The organism is Gloeocapsopsis sp. IPPAS B-1203, assembly GCF_002749975.1.
Classification (GTDB): Bacteria; Cyanobacteriota; Cyanobacteriia; order Cyanobacteriales; family Chroococcidiopsidaceae; genus Gloeocapsopsis.
The window spans coordinates 93780-113293 of record NZ_PEIG01000012.1; the positions used below are offsets into that span (position 1 = coordinate 93780).

Below are 19514 nucleotides of genomic sequence, written 5' to 3' on the forward strand. Positions count from 1 at the left end.
TTAATAAAATAAAATGATTGCTAAGGACACACTGAACCACCGCAACAATTGCCCAGGTTCTAAATCTTCTTTTTAGCCTGAATGCTAACTTGAGTATCGAAATTTTCTGATGTTGTGGCATCGAGTATAGCATCAGGTTTCCCTTCATATTGAATTTGGATAGTATTACATGGTTGCTTCTTCTCAAACGGCTGGGGATCAAAGCGTTAAAGCGGCTGCTACGCAAAGTCCTCTTCAAACAGCTACAGGTGTTTACGTTACCGTCCACGGTCACTTCTATCAGCCGCCACGGGAAAATCCTTATCTTGACGCAATTGAACGTCAACCAAGTGCATCACCATTCCACGATTGGAATGAACGCATTCATCACGAATGCTATCGCCCAAACGCTTTTGCTAGGGTGCTGAATGAACAGGGCGAGATCGTGGGGATCGTTAATAATTACGAGTATATGAGCTTTAACGTTGGACCGACGTTGATGTCTTGGTTGGAACGTTATGATGTCGAAGTTTATCAGCGAATTCTAGAAGCTGATCGTAAGAGTTGCGATCGCCTGAATGGTCATGGTAATGGAATCGCGCAAGTTTACAACCACATCATTATGCCGCTGGCGAATACGCGGGATAAATATACACAAATTCGTTGGGGTAAAGCAGACTTTCGTTCGCGATTTGGACGCGATCCCGAAGGTATGTGGTTAGCAGAAACGGCGGTAGACTATGCAACCTTGGAAGCATTAGTTGCAGAAGGCATTAGGTTTATCATTCTTGCACCTTCGCAAGCCCAGCGTTGTCGGGCGATCCCCACCGATGAAGAACCAGAAACACAATGGCATGAAGTTGGTGGAAGTCAAATTGATCCAACTCGTCCTTATCGTTGTTATTTAAAAGAGGTCGGGGATCAGAGGTCTGAGATCAGGGAAATTACGCCGGATACTCCTTATATCGATATCTTTTTCTATGATGGTCCCATTTCGCGAGATATGGGATTTAGTGATGTACTATTTAATTCACACCATCTTGCTGGACGTATTGGTTCAGCAGTACGCGGGGATCACCGTCCCGCGCAGTTAATTTCAGTTGCAACTGATGGAGAAACATTTGGTCATCACAAAGGTGGAACTGAGAAAACTTTGGCGTATGCGTTTGTTGAGGAATTTCCCCGCCGCGAGTGGACAGTAACGAATTTTGCTCATTACCTCAGTTTGAATACTCCAACGTGGGAAGTTGAACTCAAGCCTGTTACCGCGTGGAGTTGCGCGCATGGTGTCGATCGCTGGCAAGATGATTGTGGTTGTGGTGGTGAAGGTGGCGTATGGCATCAAAAATGGCGGCGTCCGTTGCGCCAAGCATTAGATTGGCTGCGAGATCAGTTAATTAAGGTATATGAGGAAGCTGGTAGACAGTTTTTCCGCGATCCCTGGGGTGCAAGAGATGAATATATTCAAGTCATCCGCGATCGCTCTCCTGCAAATATTAATCGTTTTCTGTGTCGCCATCAAACTCGCAAACTGAGCGCATCGGAACAAATCGACGCTTTACGTTTATTAGAAATGCAGCGTCATACTTTGTTGATGTATACGAGTTGTGGTTGGTTTTTTGAAGAAATTTCGCGTCCAGAGGGAACACAAATTCTGCGCTATGCTGCGCGTGCTCTAGAACTTGCTGGAGATGTTGCTGGAGTACAGTTAGAAAAGGGATTTATTAAACGACTGACGCAAGCACCCAGTAATGTTGACTTTTTTAAACACGGTGGTGAAGTTTATCGACACTTAGTTGTTTCTGCCCAAATTAGTTTTCAGCAAGTCGCGGCGCAGTATGCCATTACTTCGTTGTTTAGCAATCATAAATTAGAACGCAGTCAAGACAATGGCTTTGCCATACCTTCTTGCAATATTCGGTATTCTTCACAGCAGCACGTCTATTGCTACACTGCCCAGCAACTAGATTATCAATTACAACGAATGGGGGCATTAACGCTAGCTGTAGGACAATTACGCCTGATTTCAGAAATTACTTGGGAAAGCGAACATTTAGTGTTTGCAGTGTTGCACTTGGGAGGTTGGGATTTCCATTGCTGCATTCAACCTTTTAATGGGCGTCGTGCTTATAGCCAGATGAAAGATAAATCGTTTGAATCTTTGCAACAAGCAAGTGCGGCGCAGACAATTTTGGCAATGTCACAGATGTTTGGAGGTCAGTCGTTTAGTTTACAACATCTGTTTGCAGAAGAACGCCACAGAATCATGCGGTTGTTGAGTCAAGAAACGCTGACGCGGCTAGATCAGTTGTATACGCAGGTTTACCGCGATAATTATGGTGTTTTAATGGCGTTCCATCGCGATGAATTGGCAGTACCGCAAGAGTTACAAGTCGCAGCAGAAATTGCGTTAGGAAATCGCTGTTTAAATACATTGCGATCGCTGTCTGACATCAATGGAGCACAAGATAATAGTAATTATTTACTTGAACTGCAAGCGATTGCGACAGAAGCGCAGCATTTACGCTGTCGGTTAAATATTCCTGAAGGTAAGCAAATTTTAGAACAATTGATTGTGCGATCGCTTTGGCAATTGTTGTACGATACGAATCCTGCAACAGTTGAAGTAGATGTCCAATACTTGGAACGCTTGATTGATACAGCTTATCAGTTACAACTGGGTTGGTCTTTAGAAAGGGCACAGGAATTGTATTTTAGTTGCTTGCATAGTCAGATTGTGCCTTTGTGTATAGATGCGCTGCAAGCACAAGGAGAAGATGAAAACTTCAATCAAGTACAATTCGGTTACTTGCGTCCATTACTCCAGTTAGGACAAAAGTTAGGGATAGATGTGAGTGCTTGGTTGCATCAACTTTCCTAGCGTTGTCGTAAAAGGTAAGGGAGATAATGAGCTTGGATAAGTCTCCCTTTGCTTTTTTATGATTAGGCATTTTTGGCGCGATCGCTGTGACAATAATAAGGGTAAAGCCACTCACATTTAACGATGCCTTTGGTGTATTTCTCTATCACAGTTCCAAAGTGAACTTGGGGAATAACATCAATACCAGCTTTTGCTTTCATCTCATATAACTGTGGAAAGGCTGCAACGAGTAGCACAATGACAATTGCAATGCGTAAGAGCATTTGCAGGTGATTTTTCATGAGTTGTTGAGTTTTAATTTGGTTACTGAGGGCGAGATCCATTATTCATAGAAAATAAGAAGTATTTCTTTGTAGGTTTAATAAACAAGACAGCGATCGCCTCGAAGATAATCAAGACTGAAGAAAATATTAAATCATATCTCTTCAAACTAGGGAAGTTTACTATATGTAACTTTCAGGAAAGGGAAGAAATCATCCTGAAGTAATCATCAAAGGCTGAGAAGTAGTTAGTGATGCCTTAGGGTTAGGAGAATACAGTGGCGTCAGGAATGATGATTGCAGGTAAATGGACAACTGACAGGAATAAATCAGATTCTAGTGGCAAGTTTATTAGAATACCAACAACGTTTCGCGATCGCGTGACTGCTGATGGAACAAGTGGTTTTAAGGCAGAAGCAGGACGTTATCATCTCTATGTTGCCTTAGCGTGTCCGTGGGCACATCGCACCTTGATTATGCGAGAACTGAAAGGCTTAAACGATGCCATCTCAGTGTCTATTGTCGATCCAATTATGAGCGATCGAGGATGGCTGTTTAGTGACGCACCAGGAACAATTCCTGACTCGGTAAATCACGCTCAATATTTGCAAGAGATTTATATCAAAGCTGATCCCAAATATACAGGAAGAGTTACAGTTCCCGTGTTGTGGGATAAGCGATCTTCAACAATCGTTAATAACGAGTCTCGCGAAATCATGCGGATATTTGATGTAGAGTTCGCGCAATTCGCAACACAGAAAATAGACTTATACCCACGCAATTTACAGCAGCAAATTGATGAAACAATTGATGCAATTTATCTGCCAATTAATGCAGGAGTCTATCGGGCTGGTTTTGCAACTTCGCAAGCTGCTTATGAAGAGGCAGTGACTGAACTTTTTGCTAGTTTAAGTCTATGGGAAAATACTCTGAGCAAGCAGCGTTATTTATGTGGAAATCAACTTACAGAAGCTGATATTTGTCTGTTTGTAACACTGTATCGTTTTGATTCAGTGTATTATGGTCACTTTAAATGCAATTTGTGGCGAATTATCGACTATCCCAACCTCTGGAATTATCTCAAGGATTTATATCAACGTCCTGAATTCAAAGCGACGTGTAATCTAGACCATACCAAACGCGGCTATTACATGAGTATGACTGAGATTAATCCTAATCGAATTGTGCCTAAAGGACCGATTATAGATTTTGAAGCAGAACACAATCGCGATCGCTTTGGTACTTAATGGCGATCGCACACTCATGAATACACTCCTCGGTGCTTTTGCTGGAAAACTGATAATTTTTATTTTGAAGGCACTATGGGAACATTAGTATTTGTAGCCTGAAAAAAGGCTTTCTTTTCAAACCCCAGAGTATTGGCAACTAAGACATTAGGAACACTTTGAATTTGTTGATTATAAGCTTGTACTGCTTGGTTATACCGCATTCTTTCTACAGCTAACCGATTTTCTGTACCTGTGAGTTCGTATTGCAGGTTAGTAAATAATTGACTTGATTGCAATTGAGGATTGACAGTAGCATAATCGCGAAAGCGATCAATGGCTTGATTGACTTGCACTGTGGCTGCAACTTTTTCTTCAGGAGTCGTCGCTTGTAAATATGTTTGACGCGATCGCACTAATAAATTAACTAGTTCTTGTTCCTGTTTAGCATAAGCTTGAGTGACATTGACAAGGTTAGGAATTAAATCAGCACGACGTTGGAGTTGATTTTCGACTTGTGCCCAAGCTGCTTCTACTCTAGAGTGACTGCTAGAAATAGAATTGTAAGTCCAGATACTCCAGACACTCAAAGCAGCTACCATCCCAGCGCCAGCGATGAGGAATTTTTGACGCAGATGAACTAAATGCTGTTGTTGTTTGTGTTTTGCTTGAACATCTAGAATGGCTTGCTGAATGAATTCGGCGGGAATATCAACTTCTTCGCCTGCGGCTACTAACTCTGAAGCTGAATAACTTTGAGTGTGATTAGCATAATTGCGTGCGGCTAACTCTAGCACTTCTGGGGCAATATTTTCAGGAATTCTTTTATCTGGATTATTCATAAAATTTTACCAACTCCCACCAGCGCCCCCACCACCACTACTACCACCATCAAAGCTACCACCACCACTGCCACCAGAATCACCCCAAGAACTACTAGGAGGAGGCGGAGGAGGTGGAGGCGGTAAAGGAGGAATAATTTCTTCTTGCTGGCGATAGTAAGAACAACTATGGCACTCATCAGTAATGAGTCGCATTCCAGAACTGTATTGAGTTGGCGATCTCACAATCTTCTCGTTACGAGTGATAGTTAATTCTTGACAGTGAGGACAGTGCCGAAATTTGGAGGAACGAGACTCTTGGGCGATTAGGTGGAATCCATTACCAGTTTTCTTCTGACTGCAACGAGGACATTTCCACGCCTGAAACTTGACACTTCCGAGTTTTTGTGCTGTTGTTTCTGGTGGACTCAAATAGGATTGGACTATGGCATGATCGACTTGTTGCATTGGTTGTTGGCAATCACCACACAAAAAAGTGTAATTACCTTCACCTTTACGGGTACGCCCTTCTGGTGTAATGAAGATTTTACGAGGGCGACTGAAGTAAACCGCACTTCCTGCTATTAGGGTTAATATTCCACCTCCTGTGAAAACTCCCCATAATATCCAGTTATTATTGTTTGGGGTTGGTTGGGTATTGGGAGGTATGACCTGATTTCCTGATGATGGTTCGGATTTGAGAACCACGATTAATGCTTGAGTTCCTGCTAGCGTACCGCCTGCAAAATCTCCTGTTTTGAAGCGAGGGATAATCTGAGTATCGATGATATTGCCTACTTTGGCATCGGGTAATATTGCTTCTACACCATAACCCGTCTCAATTTCTACACGGCGATCGCCTACGGAAATCAAGAATAATACGCCATTATCTTGTCCTTGCTTACCAATTCCCCAATAATTGAATAATTCTGTAGCAAATGTTTTCGGTGATATAGCAGGGCTTGTTTCTGGTACAGTCACTACTGCCATTTCTGTACCTTTTTCTGCCTCTAATTCAGAAATCATCTGATTGATTTGGGCTTCTGTCTCGTCGCTAAGAATTCCTGCCATATCACTTACCCAACCGCCATATTCTTTGCGGGGATTTGGCACTTCTTCTACAGTTACAGCCAAGCCAGAAAGAGGAAAGAGAATGACAGAGAAGATACTCGCCCAAAAAATACGTTTTGGTTGGAGTAGATTAAGTTTCATTGCTTTCGCCCCTAATCAATATGGTCTGGGGTTTGCTTTAATGATAGTTGTGTTGATAAAGTGCTTGCTTTTAAAGGCAGAGAACACAGGGGAAATTAGAGATTATAGTGGCGCTGATATCGGGGATCGAGGTGATGTGTTTTGCGCTGGTTGCAGTAACGACAGAGAGTTTGTAAGTTACTAATATCGTTTTTACCACCACGAGCAAGCGGAATAATATGATCGACGGTGAGTGTCTCTATTGCAGTTGTACCACAGCTTTGGCATTGCAGGCGATCGCGTTCAAACACATATCTCCTCACTGCTTGCGGTATCTGAATCCGTGGTGTTTTAGTCATAAAATCTACTACTGCCCATTTTTAGGCATCATTTGCCGAATATCATCAAGAGGCGAATTATCGCTGTTTATTGATAGTTCATTGCTATCTTTCACTTCAAGTTCTTCTGGACAAAATTCTAGAGTAATTCTTACTTTTCCTCGCTGCCAACTTTTAGCACCTGGCTTTAATATTTTACAGTCTATTCCTTCCCCAAACCAATTAGCTTTTTCTTCTGTCCAAGTTGTTCCTGATTTGTCTTTTATCGTCGGCATCATAGCTGAAATAAACTCATTAATTGTAAAAGTCCGGTTATTTACAAAAATTTGACTAGAGTACACAGATACAACGTCTTCACGTTCTAAACTATTAAATTCAGAGTTCATTTTTATTTTCTCCTAATATTTCTTAGTTAACCTGGTTTATCTTTTGCCGAATATCATCAAGTGGTGATTCTGATTTAACATCTTGCACTTCATCTAATTCATTATTAATCTCTGGTAAATCTGGATAAAATTCTAAAGAGATTTGAAGATTAATTTTTATTTTTCCCCTTTGCCAGCCTTTAGCACCAATTTTTAGGGTTTCACAAGCTATTCCATTGTCAAACCATTCCTCGTAATGTTCAATCATACTTGAACTTCTACCATTAAATTCACGTCTAACTGGTATGATCAATTTATTTGCATGACAAGAATCGCTGATTTGTTTACCCAGCTTATATTGATGGAAAAACTTTTCTAATTCTTCTAGTAAGTTACTTACTTTGAGCATGGCAGATCCAAATGATAAAACATCTTCTCGCCCACAGTTGTGTAAAATTATTTTGTTATTCATAAACTTAATAGTTACCAAAAAATATCTTGTCAGCTTTTTTCATTAATCATCCTCCGAATGTCATCTAATGATGATTTTTGCTCGTTACTCTCAAACGGGCTACTTGTGGTTACATCTTCACCTTCAGGTTTGTCAGGACAAAATTCTAGTGTGAATTTAATTCTTCCTTTTTTCCATCCTTTCGCATCTAACTGAAGCACTTCTACTTCTAAACCTTTATCTAATAGTTTATTAATATTGTCATGATTAATGTATGATTTAATTGCCCGAAGCATTTCCCCTACTTTAAATGTGCTAGATAAACTTGGTAAAGAAAAAGAGTTATATATGACCTCATCTTTTTGCATCTGCTGACAGGCTTTGTTCATAGTATTTAGCTCTAATTAATTTAGTTTGGTTTTGATTGCAACTCAAGTAGATCGAAAAAGTTATAAATTATTTTTTACTAAACACTACTTTCTAGTAAGTTCTGCGTGTTGTTTGAATAAGCCGTTTTGGTAAGATCTGTATTAGTATTAAAAATATTTGCTTTCTCAGATGATGAGATCAAGCTTGATCTATCGACTACAGGCAATAAATGCTCGTGTAAATGCATTGCTTGTAAACAGCTATTTATTCCAGTGATGACTTGGTTATAAATTGTGATTTTGTCTTGTAATTCTCCTAGAAGTCGCTCATTTCTTCTAATCTTCTCTTCTACGTCTTGCTCTAGTGTTTGCTCTAAATAAGCACGAGCTTGAGTGTATTGTTGTAGAATGTCATTAGCTTGTTGATTGGCTACTGGTAATAACAGCGTTTTTAGTGTTTGATTGATCGTTTGGCGGAAATTTCTGCGAATTGTAGCGGAAACTTTGGGTTCAAAATCTAATTTTAATAACTGGCGAATTGCGGGTTCGGCTTCTACCATGCTTTCGCAGTCGTAACCTTGCGAAGTTTGTTGTAATGTTTGACGAAATTGATAGATTGAAAAAGTACCTTCATCGTAAAATCTAGGGCTTTCGCGCACAAAGCGATCGCATTCAACTCTTGCAGCACTAATTAAAGCTTGCTTAACATCTTTTTCTAAAAGTTTTAATTGCTGTTCAATTCCGCTATCATTACCAAGTAGTCGATACAAATTGCGATAATATTCTGACTTGCGTACTCGTTCAATTAAACGTTGAAATAAACTACCTGTAACTTCTTGACATGACTCAACCAAAATATCTTCAAGTTGATTTGCTAAGTAATACAATGCCTCGACTAAAATAGCAATTAATGGTGCAGTTGCATTGCGATGATGACTTAGTGTGGCGCGACTATACGCATCACTCACCGAAAATGTATCGAGTAATTCATCTAAGCGGCGAATCATCCGCGCTTGGAGTTTGCGAAAATCGTCTTCAAAAGCTGTGCAAGTATTAGTCACTACTGCATTAACTTCTGCTTCGATATGTGTTGCGTACTCTTTACCAATTTGTTGTAGTTGTTGGCTGAGAAGTTCGAGTTCCCGCGCTTTCATTGCATCAATTTCACGCGGTTGACTATCTAATTCGCGCTGTGCATCTATATAATGTTTCCGCAGACTGATACACAATGGCTGTAAATCATTTGCTAAAGTTGCAAATAACTGCGGGCGTTTCTCTTGGGTAAGATACTTAGTAATTGCACTGCGAAATTCTTCAATTCCACTATCTGCAATTAACTGATCGATTAGAGATGTACCTTGTTCGGCTAAAATTCGGATGTAGTTTTCGTTTGGTGTTTCGTAACTATTCACCGAAATGCGAAACTTACTTGGTGAAAGCTTACCAGAGTTAGCACAATAGCGATTAAATTCATTAACAAATTGCGGTGTGTCTTCTTTTCCATCGATACCTTTGACACTTTCAGCAAAAATGGAATTTAAACCAAAGCGATCGCTTCCACTAGTGTGTTTAATCTGACTACCATAAAATCCAAGTAATCCACTCGTTTTGTAAACGCGGCTACTGTCTTGAAACTGCGCAATAACTAAGCCATCTAAGCGTTGCCGTAGTTGTGTATTGTACCAAGTTTCATCAATGCGGTTAAAGACATAAAAAACGCGATCGCGGATTCCTGAATTACCCCGCATGGCTTCTAGTAACTCAGTTTCCTCTTTTGTCATGTCACCAGCAGCAGCAGGTTTGAGTACGCAGACAACAGCTGAAGTATCGGGATGTTCAATCTTGCGGTAGGTAAGTTCCGCATCTTTTTGTACCGGTGCATCAATTCCTGGCGTATCAATTAAAATATTGCCATCTTGTAAAAGCGGATGATGACAGTAATACTCAACGCGCTTTAAAACTGCACTATTACTACCCCGACGTGCATAACTTGCAGCTTCCTTCAAATTAGAAAAGTTAAACTGCTCCATTGAATACGTGGCATTATCAGTATTGTGGATGCGATCGCAATTTGCCTCAAATCCTTCTAATAGTAAAATCAACGCCTTCGCTTGCTTAGCGCGTTCTGATTTACTCTCACCACCTTCTTGTTGAATAATCAGTTCACTTCCTTGACATAGTAAATTAATGACTTCCGGTTGATTTATTCTCACCTGCGCAGTTAAACCCAACCGCTGACTCAACGCCTCAGCTTGTGCGCAAATTTCCGCTTCACTCAAGAAAGTGAGAATAACTTTTTCCGCTTCAGGTTCAGCATAAGCTATATAACACTCAGTTCCCGTAGCATGACCTTCAGCACTATAAAGTAGTTCGCGTTCTAATAACGCATTAATTAACATTGATTTACCAGCGCTAAACGCCCCAGCAAACACAATCTCAAACGTCGGTGAAACAACTTTTCGCAATGAAGATTGAACTGAAAACGTATCCTGAGTACGCAATGCAGGTTCTTGATGCAACAATTGTAAGAGACTTTCAACCTGTTCTGATAAATTCTCACATTGCGGAAACTGAGACATATAATTTAGTACAATAAAATTTACTTTATTGCATTTATTTTATAAATTTTATTTCAATCTCACGTTAGTAAAATCACTGAGACAGCTTTTAATCAAACTAATAAACTTAAGTAAAAACACCAATCAACATCAATGGAAGTATTAGCATTAAGACTTAAATCAAATGCAGATTTACGCCAAACTTTAAAAAAATTTACCCTTCAAAACAACATTCAAGCAGGTTTTATTTTAAGTGCAATTGGTAGCCTCAAACAAGCAACAATTCGCTTTGCTAATCAAGACACAAGTGCTGTACTCGACAATAAATTTGAAATACTTTCTCTTAATGGAACATTAGCCACAAGCGGCATTCATCTCCACATTTGTATAGCTGACAAACACGGTAAAACCATCGGCGGACATTTAGACAACGGCTGCATCATCTACACAACCGCAGAAATCATCATTGGCACAACAACAGACTTCACCTTTACACGCACCCTCGATCCGCAAACAGGCTACAACGAACTAGAAATCATCCCCCACTAATAAACCCTTCACAACTTTTTCTTCTGCGTCCTTGTAGTTCACATCATTCAACTGATACCTAATCCCCACTTGCTGCAATATCTCAACATCCAAATTCTTAACCTTCCCCACCTCAGTATTCTGAAATAAAGCCGTAAACGTCCCCGCCCCTAATTTACTTTGAGGAAACAACCGATAACAAGAAAGATTAGTAAGCCGAGATTTATACTCTACTAACGCAGAAATCTCCACTGCTTTAAACTGCGGAAACTTCTCCAGAAACCACTCACAAACTTGCTCATTTTCTTCAAAAGAATACGTACAAGTCATATAAACTAAATAACCTTGTGGTGCTACTAGTTGTGCTGAGTTAGCAATAATTCTCTTTTGCCTATTTGCATTTTTATTAATAGTGGTAGGATGAAAACATCCTGGTACTTTACCACCTTTTGCTAATAAAGATTGACCGCTGCAAGGAGCATCAACTATGACTAACTGGTTAGAAGAATTTATTTGATTTAAGTCACCTGGATCTTTACTTAATACAATTGTTGGGGAAATAAGACAGCGTTTTAAATTAGAAATTAGCATTCCAACACGCTTGCTAATTGCTTCATTACAGATAAGTAGTTGAGGTTGTAAAGCCCGCCAAGCAAAAATACTCTTACCTCCTGGTGCAGCACACATATCAAATATAGTGTTTATAGGCGATCGCACTGTCAACAAACTCATTGCTGCAAACACTGAAGAGAAGTCTAAGCAGTAATAATAACCTTCATTATGTAAAGAATGCTGTCCTGGTTTTTCACCAAAAGATAAACGATCGACAAAATATGGTTGCCAGGATATCGGTGGTTCTATTTTAAATGGCGATCGCTTTTCCCGACACCAAACAATACAAGGATGAAACGGTTGAGGATGAATGAGCGCGTCAACAAATTTTTCTTGTTCTGTTGCATCATCAAACAAGCGACGACTTAATTTTAATAACAAATTTGAAGGTTTATCCATCATCAAAACTTAAAGTAAGTGTGGTATGGATATCTTACCTAGGCATACCACAGATAAAACTGTCACACTAAAAGTAATCAGCTTACAATGCTAACTTCAGAATAAATATATACTAAGAAATAGCTATAACTATGACAGTAGACTACATTGAGTTTATTAATTAATAGATGTTATCAAATATTAATTACGAAAAACCGCAAACAAGAAATGAAGTAAACAATAGACCTCCTGCGTAAATGCGCTTGCGAATAAATTCGCACCTAAATAAACAAAGTCCACCTCCGTGGACTTACTACTAAAAATCTCATTTTAGTGTACGAAGGTACACTTTGCCTGGATAGCCCCGACTTCAGTCGTAGGGCATCTACGATTCATGCAGGAGGTCTAATATCTTCCTTACCTTCCTATTATCTATTACTAAAATCTAAACTTATATATAAAACAGGAGACTGACGTGACTTCAGATAAGTTTCGTCACCAGTTACGCCATGAAGCACAAATATGGCAAGCTGAGGGACTCATTAATGATTTGCAATACGAACAACTATCACAACGCTATCAATTTAACACGCTTGATAGCACTGCAAGTCATAGTTTTATTGCAATTTTAGTCGGTTTAGGCAGTATTCTGATTGGTTTAGGCATTATCACCTTTGTTGCTGCCAATTGGCAAGAATTACCGCGAGGTGGCAAAGTCACGCTGCTATTAAGTTTATTTATCGGCGTTAATATTGTAGGTTTTTGGTTATGGAAACATGCTAACGAATCGCGCCAACGCCTAGGTCATGGATTACTTCTATTAGGGGCGTTGATTCTGGGTGCAAATATGGGCTTAATGGGGCAAATTTTCCACATTGATGCGCCATTTTACGAGTTATTGCTTGCTTGGGGTATTGGCGTATTAGCAATGGCATACAGCTTACGCCTAACTTCCTTGGGTGTGTTATCAATTATCCTACTGTGGTTAGGTTATTGGGGGTATTGGGGAAGTGCGATCGCTCAAAGTTGGTCAACAAGTACCATTGCAGAAATATCATGGTCATCGATAATGGGGCAACATATGCCGCTATTATCAGCAGTATTATTTATGCCGCTAGCTTATTGGTGTCGTTCTGGCTGGATTTTTGCGTTAGGTGCGATCGCTATTGTCACATCCTTAGAAGCCAATATTCAACCGTTTGTCTGGGGAACGTTTCAAAAAGGTTGGGTAGCAAGTATTGCGTTTGCACTACCACCTGCTTTGTTGTGGAGTTACGATGACTCTTTCCTTGTGTATGGTAATTTTCTGAGATTATATAGACACCGCGATCGCCATATCAATGTTGGTTCATTTCAACCAATAGCACGTAATTTAGCCTTATTTACCTTAGGCATCTTGTTTATTTTCGCTGCTACAACTACTTTTTGGCAGTCCCTTGCGCAATATACAGAGTATGTTACATCAAGACAAGTTAATCAGTTACTACTCATTGATGCAGTTATTTTAACTGGTATTGCAATTGGGCAATGGGTACTAATTGCGTCTCAAAGATATCGCCGTCGTCAACAAAATGTCATAACGATGGTTGTTGGTATCTTTATCTGCATAATTGCTACAGTTACTTTCTGGCATATTGAAGTCACAAACATTTCACCATACGCCACATTTATCTTTAATATCATGTTATTCCTCTTTGCAGCAGGATTAATTCGGATTGGGCTTGATAAAGGAGGAAGACGCGCTTTTTGGGGTGGAATGCTGCTATTAAGCTTACGAATTTTTTATGTATTTTTACTATCTGCCACAGGATTACTCTTCAAATCCTTAGTGTTCATTTTATGTGGTATTGGCGTAATGGCTGTGGGTTTGTGGTTTGAACGCCATATTCGACTCAATCATCCAGCAAAATCATAGTTCTAAAAGGATTCACTATGACATCCAAAGTTAAAACAACACCTGAAGTATTAAAGCCGCAACAACTTCCTGGAAGACTACCATTTTGGCGACTATGGCTACCGCTACTTTTTCAAACAGGAATTATTTTAGCCGCACCAGCGCAACCATTTTATACACAGCTTACCGGAAAAACTGCAATTCTCCAAACCGTACCCGTTGATCCTTACGATCCTCTGCGGGGTTACTCGCAAACATTAAGTTACGACATTTCCCAAGTCAATAACTTACAAGAACTTCCAGGTTGGCAAGAATTAACTCAGCATAATAACGAACCTGCTGTTAATGACGTACCTGCGGGAACAAATCTTTATGTCACACTTGAAGCACCTACATCAAATACAACTCCACCATCAGCATGGATACCTGTGCGTGTGAGTCGCGATCGCCCACAAAATCTAACTGCAAATCAAGTCGCGATCAAAGGTAAAGTGACTGGTAACTCAATTGTATATGGCTTAGAAACATACTATATGCCCGAAGCCCAGCGCGATGATATTAATCAAAGTATTGCGCAAGCACAACGCGATCAACAGCGGTTTGTCGTTGAAGTTAAAGTAGATAATCAAGGTCGCGCAGTACCAATTAGCTTATGGGTAGATCGGCGTAATTATCGGTTTTAATGACAATTTGTTGGAAAAGGGCTAATTGCTATACATAAATGGAGTTATCAGAATTAGAAAAACAAATTATTGTGAATCATTGGTCGTTTTTAACGGAGATGTTCATAGAACCGACTCAGGGAGGAAGCAATACAACATACTTCATTCACACACCAACTGATCAATTTGTTTTAAAAATTTACTCTAATACAACAAATGCTGCTCAAATTGAATATGAACACTCCTTACTCGTCTTTTTACAACAAGCAAATTTATCTTTTACCATTCCAGCACCGATTCCGATATCATCAGGTGAAACTCTAATTCATGTTGAAACCCAACAAAGATTACTAAAAGTCGCTTTACTACCGCGAATAGTTGGAAAACCCGCTAATCGACGCAACCTGCAACAAGTTCAATCTATAGGCTATACACTAGCAGAGTTACATTGTGTCCTTACGGAATTTGACCCACAAGGAAAACTAGCAAGATTGCCATACTGGGGTAATTTAGCGCAAATTCATCCATTAATTAGCGATCCGTTGGCGATCGCGCCAGTACTAAATCTAAGTCTTGAAGATCAAACTCTTCTCAATCGGATGTTGCTTAAGGTAACAGAGTCTGTACCTGATTTATATGCAACATTACCACTTCAGACAATTCATGCTGATTACATTACACCCAACATTCTCGTTGAAAACAACCAAGTTGTTGGTGTTTTAGATTTTGAATTCGCAACTTTTGACTTAAGACTACTCGATCATTTAAGTAGCCTAGATCAGCTTGCTTCGTTTCCTTGGAAAGAAGAACTTTTTGCTGATATTGTCAAAGCATTCAGCACAGGTTATCGCCAACGTAATTCTTTAACATCACTAGAACACAAATCTTTACTCGCTGTGTGGCGACTACAACGCGCAAGTTCACTAATTTATTGGATAGGTTGGCTGATTGAAGGAAAGGCAAATCGTCAAAAAATTGTAGATGCAGTTATTGAGACATTAAAGTTTGAAACTTGGCTGAAAAACAACAGCAAGTACTTTCTCGATCTTCTAAGTGGTGTATCTTAGAACTTACAGCAATTGAATTTATTACTGTGTTTCGCTAGAAATTTAAATTTAGATTTTGTAGCGATCTAACGATTATTTACCAGACTTCATTGCCTACGGGTGTTTTTGTGTCGGTTTCTGAATGAAAGTTATTCGGAGTCATTCCCTCAAGCAGTTCTTCTAAGGTGTATTTTCTTCGTTGCGGTTGAATCATGATCCCGCCATCGACAACAGTAAATATTACTGTTGCGCCTTCTTCTATGTGAATTTGCTTGGCAATTGCACTAGGGATGCGAATACCTAAACTGTTTCCCCACTTTGTCACAATTTGGTCAGCCATAATGTGACTCAATGTATATACAAAGATCATACATTATTTTTAACCCACGCAGGTGGGTTTTATCTGTGTAGTAGCAACTTCTAGTTGCCACTACTTGCATTTATTCTTCTACGCGATAGCCTAATTCAGATAACCGAAAACGCGATTGTCGCCATTTGGGTTGCACTTTCACAAATAATTCTAAGTAAACTTTACCTGCAATTAACTTTTGCATTTGTTCTCGCGCCGCAGAACCGATCGCTTTGAGCATCGTACCGCCTTTTCCGATCAAAATACCTTTTTGTGAATCGCGTTCAACATGAATCGTAGCTAAGACACGAGTAATTGTTGTATCTTCTTCAACGCGATCAATCGTTACTGCGACCGAGTGAGGAACTTCTTCGCGAGTGAGGAGTAAAATTTGTTCGCGGATTAATTCTCCCATAATAAACCGCTCAGGTTGATCGGTAACTAAATCTGGCGGATAGTAGTATGGTCCTGGTTCTAAATGCGTAACAAGTAACTGTAAAAGTTGGTCTAACCCTTCTTTTGCAAGTGCAGAAAACTTGACAATTTGCCATTGATATGGTGCAACTAACTCTTCATAAGTACGATCAAGTTGCTGCGAATCGTCTGCTTGTTGATCAATTTTGTTAATACCTAGAATGACAGGATTTTCTGTACGACTGAGTAGATCGATAATAAAGCGATCGCCACCTCCCGCTGGTTGCGAACCATCGACGACAAACAATATAACATCCACAGAATCAATTGCAATTCGTGCATTGCGGACTAGAACTTCTCCGAGTTGATGGTGTGGCTTGTGAATTCCTGGCGTATCAACAAAAATAAGTTGTGCTTCGGGCGTTGTTAAGATTCCTTGCAAACGATTTCGCGTAGTTTGCGCGACAGGTGAAGTAATCGCAATTTTTTGCCCTACAAGTTGATTCATTAATGTCGATTTACCGACATTCGGGCGTCCAACAATACCAATAAAACCCGATTTGTATCCGGTAGGCGCTTGCGGAATACTCCACGCTTCAGAAAAGTCAAAACTATCAATATCGCTCACTTTCGTCGTAATCCCAAAATATTTACTCTGCCACACAAATAAACTGAGATAGAAGGTACAGGAGTAATGACTAAAAAACTTTCACTAACCAATAGCCACTAACCACTAGCCACTCACACCTCACCTTTTTCCATTTGCAAGTTTTAATATAGTTTCTTTACTAAAAATCACAAATAATAAAATCCTGCGGTAATTTGCAAAATGTGTCTACCTAATCTAGTTTAATCATTTTCTAAAGAGGACTTTTAGCTTAAGTCAACATGGGAGAACACAAACGCATTGGTATTCTTACCAGTGGAGGTGATTGCGCTGGATTAAATGCTGTAATTCGGGCAGTGGTAAATCGCGCTGTAGGTACTTATGGCTGGGAGGTGCTGGGTATCCGCCAAGCTACATTAGGGTTAATGCAGCAACCACCAAAGTATATGGCTTTGGATGTCGAAAAGGTAAACTCCTTACTCACTGCTGGTGGTACAGTTCTAGGCACAACCAATAAAGGCAATCCATTTGCTTATCCAATGGCAGATGGTAGCGAGTGCGATCGCTCTGAAGAAATCATCGCAGGTTATCACCAACTTGGTCTAGATGCATTAATTGGAATTGGGGGCGATGGCAGTTTAGCAATTTTACGTCGTCTTGCCCAACAAGGAGAAATCAATTTAGTCGCTATTCCCAAAACGATTGATAATGACGTTGGAGTCACCGAACTTTCGATTGGTTTTGAAACTGCGGTGAGTATTGCAACAGAAGCCTTAGATCGCTTGCATTTTACTGCTGCTAGTCACAGCCGTGTCATGATTTTAGAAGTAATGGGGCGTGATGCAGGACATATTGCCATTAGCGCTGGAATAGCAGGCGGTGCAGATGTGATCCTAATTCCCGAAATTCCTTATACTGTTGACCAAGTTTGCCGTGATATTAAAGAACGCCAAGAACAAGGTAAAAACTATTGTTTAATCGTTGTTTCCGAAGCTGTACGCAATGAAACAGGCGACTCAGTTGTTAATACGGATCGCATGGGTGAATGCAGATATGGTGGAATTGGTCAATATCTTGCTGATGAAATTTGCCATCGCATTGGTGCAGAAACTCGCGTTACAGTTTTAGGACACATTCAGCGTGGTGGAACACCATCACCTTTAGAAAGACTCATTGCTTCAGCTTTTGGTGTTGCAGCTGTTGATTTAATAGCTGAACAAAAGTATGACCAAATGGTGACATGGCAAAACCGTCAAGTTGTCAGTGTCCCGATCGCAGAAGCGATCGCTCAATATCGCGCTGTCGATCCTAATGGGACTTTAGTCAAAACTGCTAGAGGATTAAATATCTGTTTGGGAGATTAACATCACCTGTGGGATAGGCATCTTGCCTGTCCTTTTATTAAACTACATGACTGCCAATACATACTCTCCTTCATTTACTGCATGATTAGTCGCCACGTCATACACCAAACCATCTTTTTCAGCACAAATATTAATCAAAGAAGGTAATTCTCCATTTTTATTAAACATTAAAATTTTATACAGTTTTTCTCCTGCTTTCACTACGCTACCAAGTGGTACTCGCGCTTGCACCATACCGCCAACAGGAGCATAATACTTCGTTATCTGACTTTTTGATCTGAATGTCATCTCATGTGCGATCGCCTTTGTATTTAACGCTAATACACCTTTATATAGTAAATAATTCTTGACTCCTTGTACGCCTTTTTCTACCGACTGTGGCATCATTTGCATTCCTGAACCAAGTTCTAATGTCCAAGCTTCTACATCAAAAATAATTTCCCGTCCTAGTTTTTGAAAAGCATTTTCTAAGGCTAACCACGGTTTGATAAAAGCTTCATCAAAAGCGTCACCATCATAGTCATCGAGTAAAATACCATAGTCAAATAGAAAGTGTTGAGCGCTAGATTCGCGGTGAGAAAAATAGTAGAGATAATCTAAACCTCGATCGGTAGAAGTGTGGAGATCAATTAAATAATCAGCATCAATACTTAATGATTGCAAGCGGTAGCGAAAAAGTTCTGTAAAAGGCACACTACTTGGAGAATGAATATCTTCTGTCAGTGTAATGAAATGGTTAATAATCTTATTTAAATAGTTTTTCTTAATAGTATCTATATCTAAATTAACTTGCGATTTAGCAAATTCTTGCAAGTCTTCTTGCGTCTTTTCATAATCCCAAAAAATCCGATTCCAATCTTTGCCTTCATAAACACAATAGCGTCCAGAAGCAAAACGATGCGATCGCTGATTGACTCCCAGAGGATTACACACAGGAACTAGCCAAACCTCGCCAAATAATTGTGTCACTTCCAAGATTCTAAAATACTCAATTAGCTGATATATCACAGCATTACCAGCAATTTCTGCCCCGTGTAAATTTGCTTGGATATAGACTTTTTTACCAGGCTTCGCACCGACAAATCGATAAACTTGAAGAGACAAGCGATCGCCAGAAGCTAACTGAATGAGAGGAATTGTGTAGATATTCGGAATCATATTAGAACTATAGATAATATCAGAATAAAGACAAAATAATAAGAAAATAAATATAATTTAAAAT

19 protein-coding genes are annotated in these 19514 nt (G+C 39.7%); 7 read left to right on the forward strand and 12 right to left on the reverse strand.

The genetic code is table 11. The features are described from left to right. Nucleotides 1–169 precede the first annotated feature (169 nt). The gene (locus tag CSQ79_RS19710; RefSeq protein WP_099702864.1) at nucleotides 170–2860 is read left to right on the forward strand and encodes a DUF3536 domain-containing protein; all 2691 of its coding nucleotides are present in this window, start codon (nucleotides 170–172) and stop codon (nucleotides 2858–2860) included. A gap of 62 nt (nucleotides 2861–2922) precedes the next feature. On the opposite strand, the gene CSQ79_RS19715 is transcribed toward CSQ79_RS19710, so the two are convergent. Then, nucleotides 2923–3183 carry a hypothetical protein gene (locus tag CSQ79_RS19715; RefSeq protein WP_289501339.1) on the reverse strand — a complete coding sequence of 87 codons (261 nt, stop codon included), beginning with the start codon at nucleotides 3181–3183 and terminating at the stop codon, nucleotides 2923–2925. Between the two features lie 215 nt (nucleotides 3184–3398). Here CSQ79_RS19715 and CSQ79_RS19720 point away from each other — a divergent pair, with 215 nt between their 5' ends. Next, nucleotides 3399–4367: a glutathione S-transferase family protein gene (locus CSQ79_RS19720; protein WP_099702865.1), complete on the forward strand. Its 969-nt coding sequence runs from the start codon at nucleotides 3399–3401 to the stop codon at nucleotides 4365–4367. A 59-nt stretch (nucleotides 4368–4426) separates the two neighbouring features. On the opposite strand, the gene CSQ79_RS19725 is transcribed toward CSQ79_RS19720, so the two are convergent. The 7 genes from CSQ79_RS19725 to CSQ79_RS19755 form a co-directional block, all read right to left on the reverse strand. Beyond that, on the reverse strand, nucleotides 4427–5188 hold the full coding sequence (locus tag CSQ79_RS19725; protein ID WP_099702866.1) for a LemA family protein: 762 nt from the start codon (nucleotides 5186–5188) through the stop codon (nucleotides 4427–4429). Nucleotides 5189–5194: 6 nt separating this feature from the next. Then, on the reverse strand, nucleotides 5195–6379 hold the full coding sequence (locus CSQ79_RS19730; RefSeq protein ID WP_099702867.1) for a TPM domain-containing protein: 1185 nt from the start codon (nucleotides 6377–6379) through the stop codon (nucleotides 5195–5197). Between the two features lie 95 nt (nucleotides 6380–6474). Further along, entirely contained in the window at nucleotides 6475–6717 is a 243-nt protein-coding gene (locus tag CSQ79_RS19735; protein WP_099702868.1) for an HNH endonuclease, read from the reverse strand. 8 nt (nucleotides 6718–6725) lie between these two features. After that, nucleotides 6726–7082 (reverse strand): KGK domain-containing protein, encoded by a 357-nt coding sequence (locus CSQ79_RS19740; RefSeq protein ID WP_099702869.1) that lies wholly within the window; start codon nucleotides 7080–7082, stop codon nucleotides 6726–6728. A 22-nt stretch (nucleotides 7083–7104) separates the two neighbouring features. Next, on the reverse strand, nucleotides 7105–7533 hold the full coding sequence (locus CSQ79_RS19745) for a KGK domain-containing protein (protein WP_099702870.1): 429 nt from the start codon (nucleotides 7531–7533) through the stop codon (nucleotides 7105–7107). 29 nt (nucleotides 7534–7562) lie between these two features. After that, a complete protein-coding gene (locus tag CSQ79_RS19750; RefSeq protein WP_099702871.1) occupies nucleotides 7563–7901 on the reverse strand; it encodes a KGK domain-containing protein in 339 nt (112 codons plus the stop codon). Between the two features lie 77 nt (nucleotides 7902–7978). Then, nucleotides 7979–10459: a dynamin family protein gene (locus CSQ79_RS19755; protein WP_099702872.1), complete on the reverse strand. Its 2481-nt coding sequence runs from the start codon at nucleotides 10457–10459 to the stop codon at nucleotides 7979–7981. Between the two features lie 132 nt (nucleotides 10460–10591). On the opposite strand from CSQ79_RS19755, the gene CSQ79_RS19760 reads away from it, so the two are divergent. Next, nucleotides 10592–10987: a PPC domain-containing DNA-binding protein gene (locus tag CSQ79_RS19760; protein WP_099702873.1), complete on the forward strand. Its 396-nt coding sequence runs from the start codon at nucleotides 10592–10594 to the stop codon at nucleotides 10985–10987. Here the strand turns inward: CSQ79_RS19760 and CSQ79_RS19765 are convergent. Beyond that, on the reverse strand, nucleotides 10967–11977 hold the full coding sequence (locus CSQ79_RS19765) for an NOL1/NOP2/SUN domain family protein (protein ID WP_099702874.1): 1011 nt from the start codon (nucleotides 11975–11977) through the stop codon (nucleotides 10967–10969). The two genes, CSQ79_RS19760 and CSQ79_RS19765, sit on opposite strands and share 21 nt — an antisense overlap. Before the next feature lie 454 nt (nucleotides 11978–12431). On the opposite strand from CSQ79_RS19765, the gene CSQ79_RS19770 reads away from it, so the two are divergent. Genes CSQ79_RS19770 through CSQ79_RS19780 form a run of 3 tightly spaced genes read left to right on the forward strand, consistent with a single transcriptional unit; the run spans nucleotide 12432 to nucleotide 15579 of the window. Then, on the forward strand, nucleotides 12432–13871 hold the full coding sequence (locus CSQ79_RS19770) for a DUF2157 domain-containing protein (RefSeq protein ID WP_099702875.1): 1440 nt from the start codon (nucleotides 12432–12434) through the stop codon (nucleotides 13869–13871). Between the two features lie 17 nt (nucleotides 13872–13888). After that, nucleotides 13889–14533 carry a GDYXXLXY domain-containing protein gene (locus CSQ79_RS19775; protein ID WP_099702876.1) on the forward strand — a complete coding sequence of 215 codons (645 nt, stop codon included), beginning with the start codon at nucleotides 13889–13891 and terminating at the stop codon, nucleotides 14531–14533. A gap of 38 nt (nucleotides 14534–14571) precedes the next feature. After that, nucleotides 14572–15579: a phosphotransferase enzyme family protein gene (locus CSQ79_RS19780; RefSeq protein WP_099702877.1), complete on the forward strand. Its 1008-nt coding sequence runs from the start codon at nucleotides 14572–14574 to the stop codon at nucleotides 15577–15579. A gap of 76 nt (nucleotides 15580–15655) precedes the next feature. On the opposite strand, the gene CSQ79_RS19785 is transcribed toward CSQ79_RS19780, so the two are convergent. Together CSQ79_RS19785 and era are read right to left on the reverse strand one after the other, a co-directional pair. Beyond that, nucleotides 15656–15898, reverse strand: a complete 243-nt coding sequence (locus tag CSQ79_RS19785) for an AbrB/MazE/SpoVT family DNA-binding domain-containing protein (RefSeq protein WP_099702878.1) — start codon at nucleotides 15896–15898, stop codon at nucleotides 15656–15658. A gap of 100 nt (nucleotides 15899–15998) precedes the next feature. Beyond that, the gene (era, locus tag CSQ79_RS19790; RefSeq protein ID WP_502693943.1) at nucleotides 15999–16949 is read right to left on the reverse strand and encodes a GTPase Era; all 951 of its coding nucleotides are present in this window, start codon (nucleotides 16947–16949) and stop codon (nucleotides 15999–16001) included. A 260-nt stretch (nucleotides 16950–17209) separates the two neighbouring features. Between era and CSQ79_RS19795 the strand changes: the two genes are divergently transcribed. Further along, on the forward strand, nucleotides 17210–18292 hold the full coding sequence (locus CSQ79_RS19795) for an ATP-dependent 6-phosphofructokinase (RefSeq protein WP_099702879.1): 1083 nt from the start codon (nucleotides 17210–17212) through the stop codon (nucleotides 18290–18292). A gap of 42 nt (nucleotides 18293–18334) precedes the next feature. On the opposite strand, the gene CSQ79_RS19800 is transcribed toward CSQ79_RS19795, so the two are convergent. Beyond that, on the reverse strand, nucleotides 18335–19450 hold the full coding sequence (locus CSQ79_RS19800; RefSeq protein WP_099702880.1) for a M14 family zinc carboxypeptidase: 1116 nt from the start codon (nucleotides 19448–19450) through the stop codon (nucleotides 18335–18337). Nucleotides 19451–19514 lie beyond the last annotated feature (64 nt).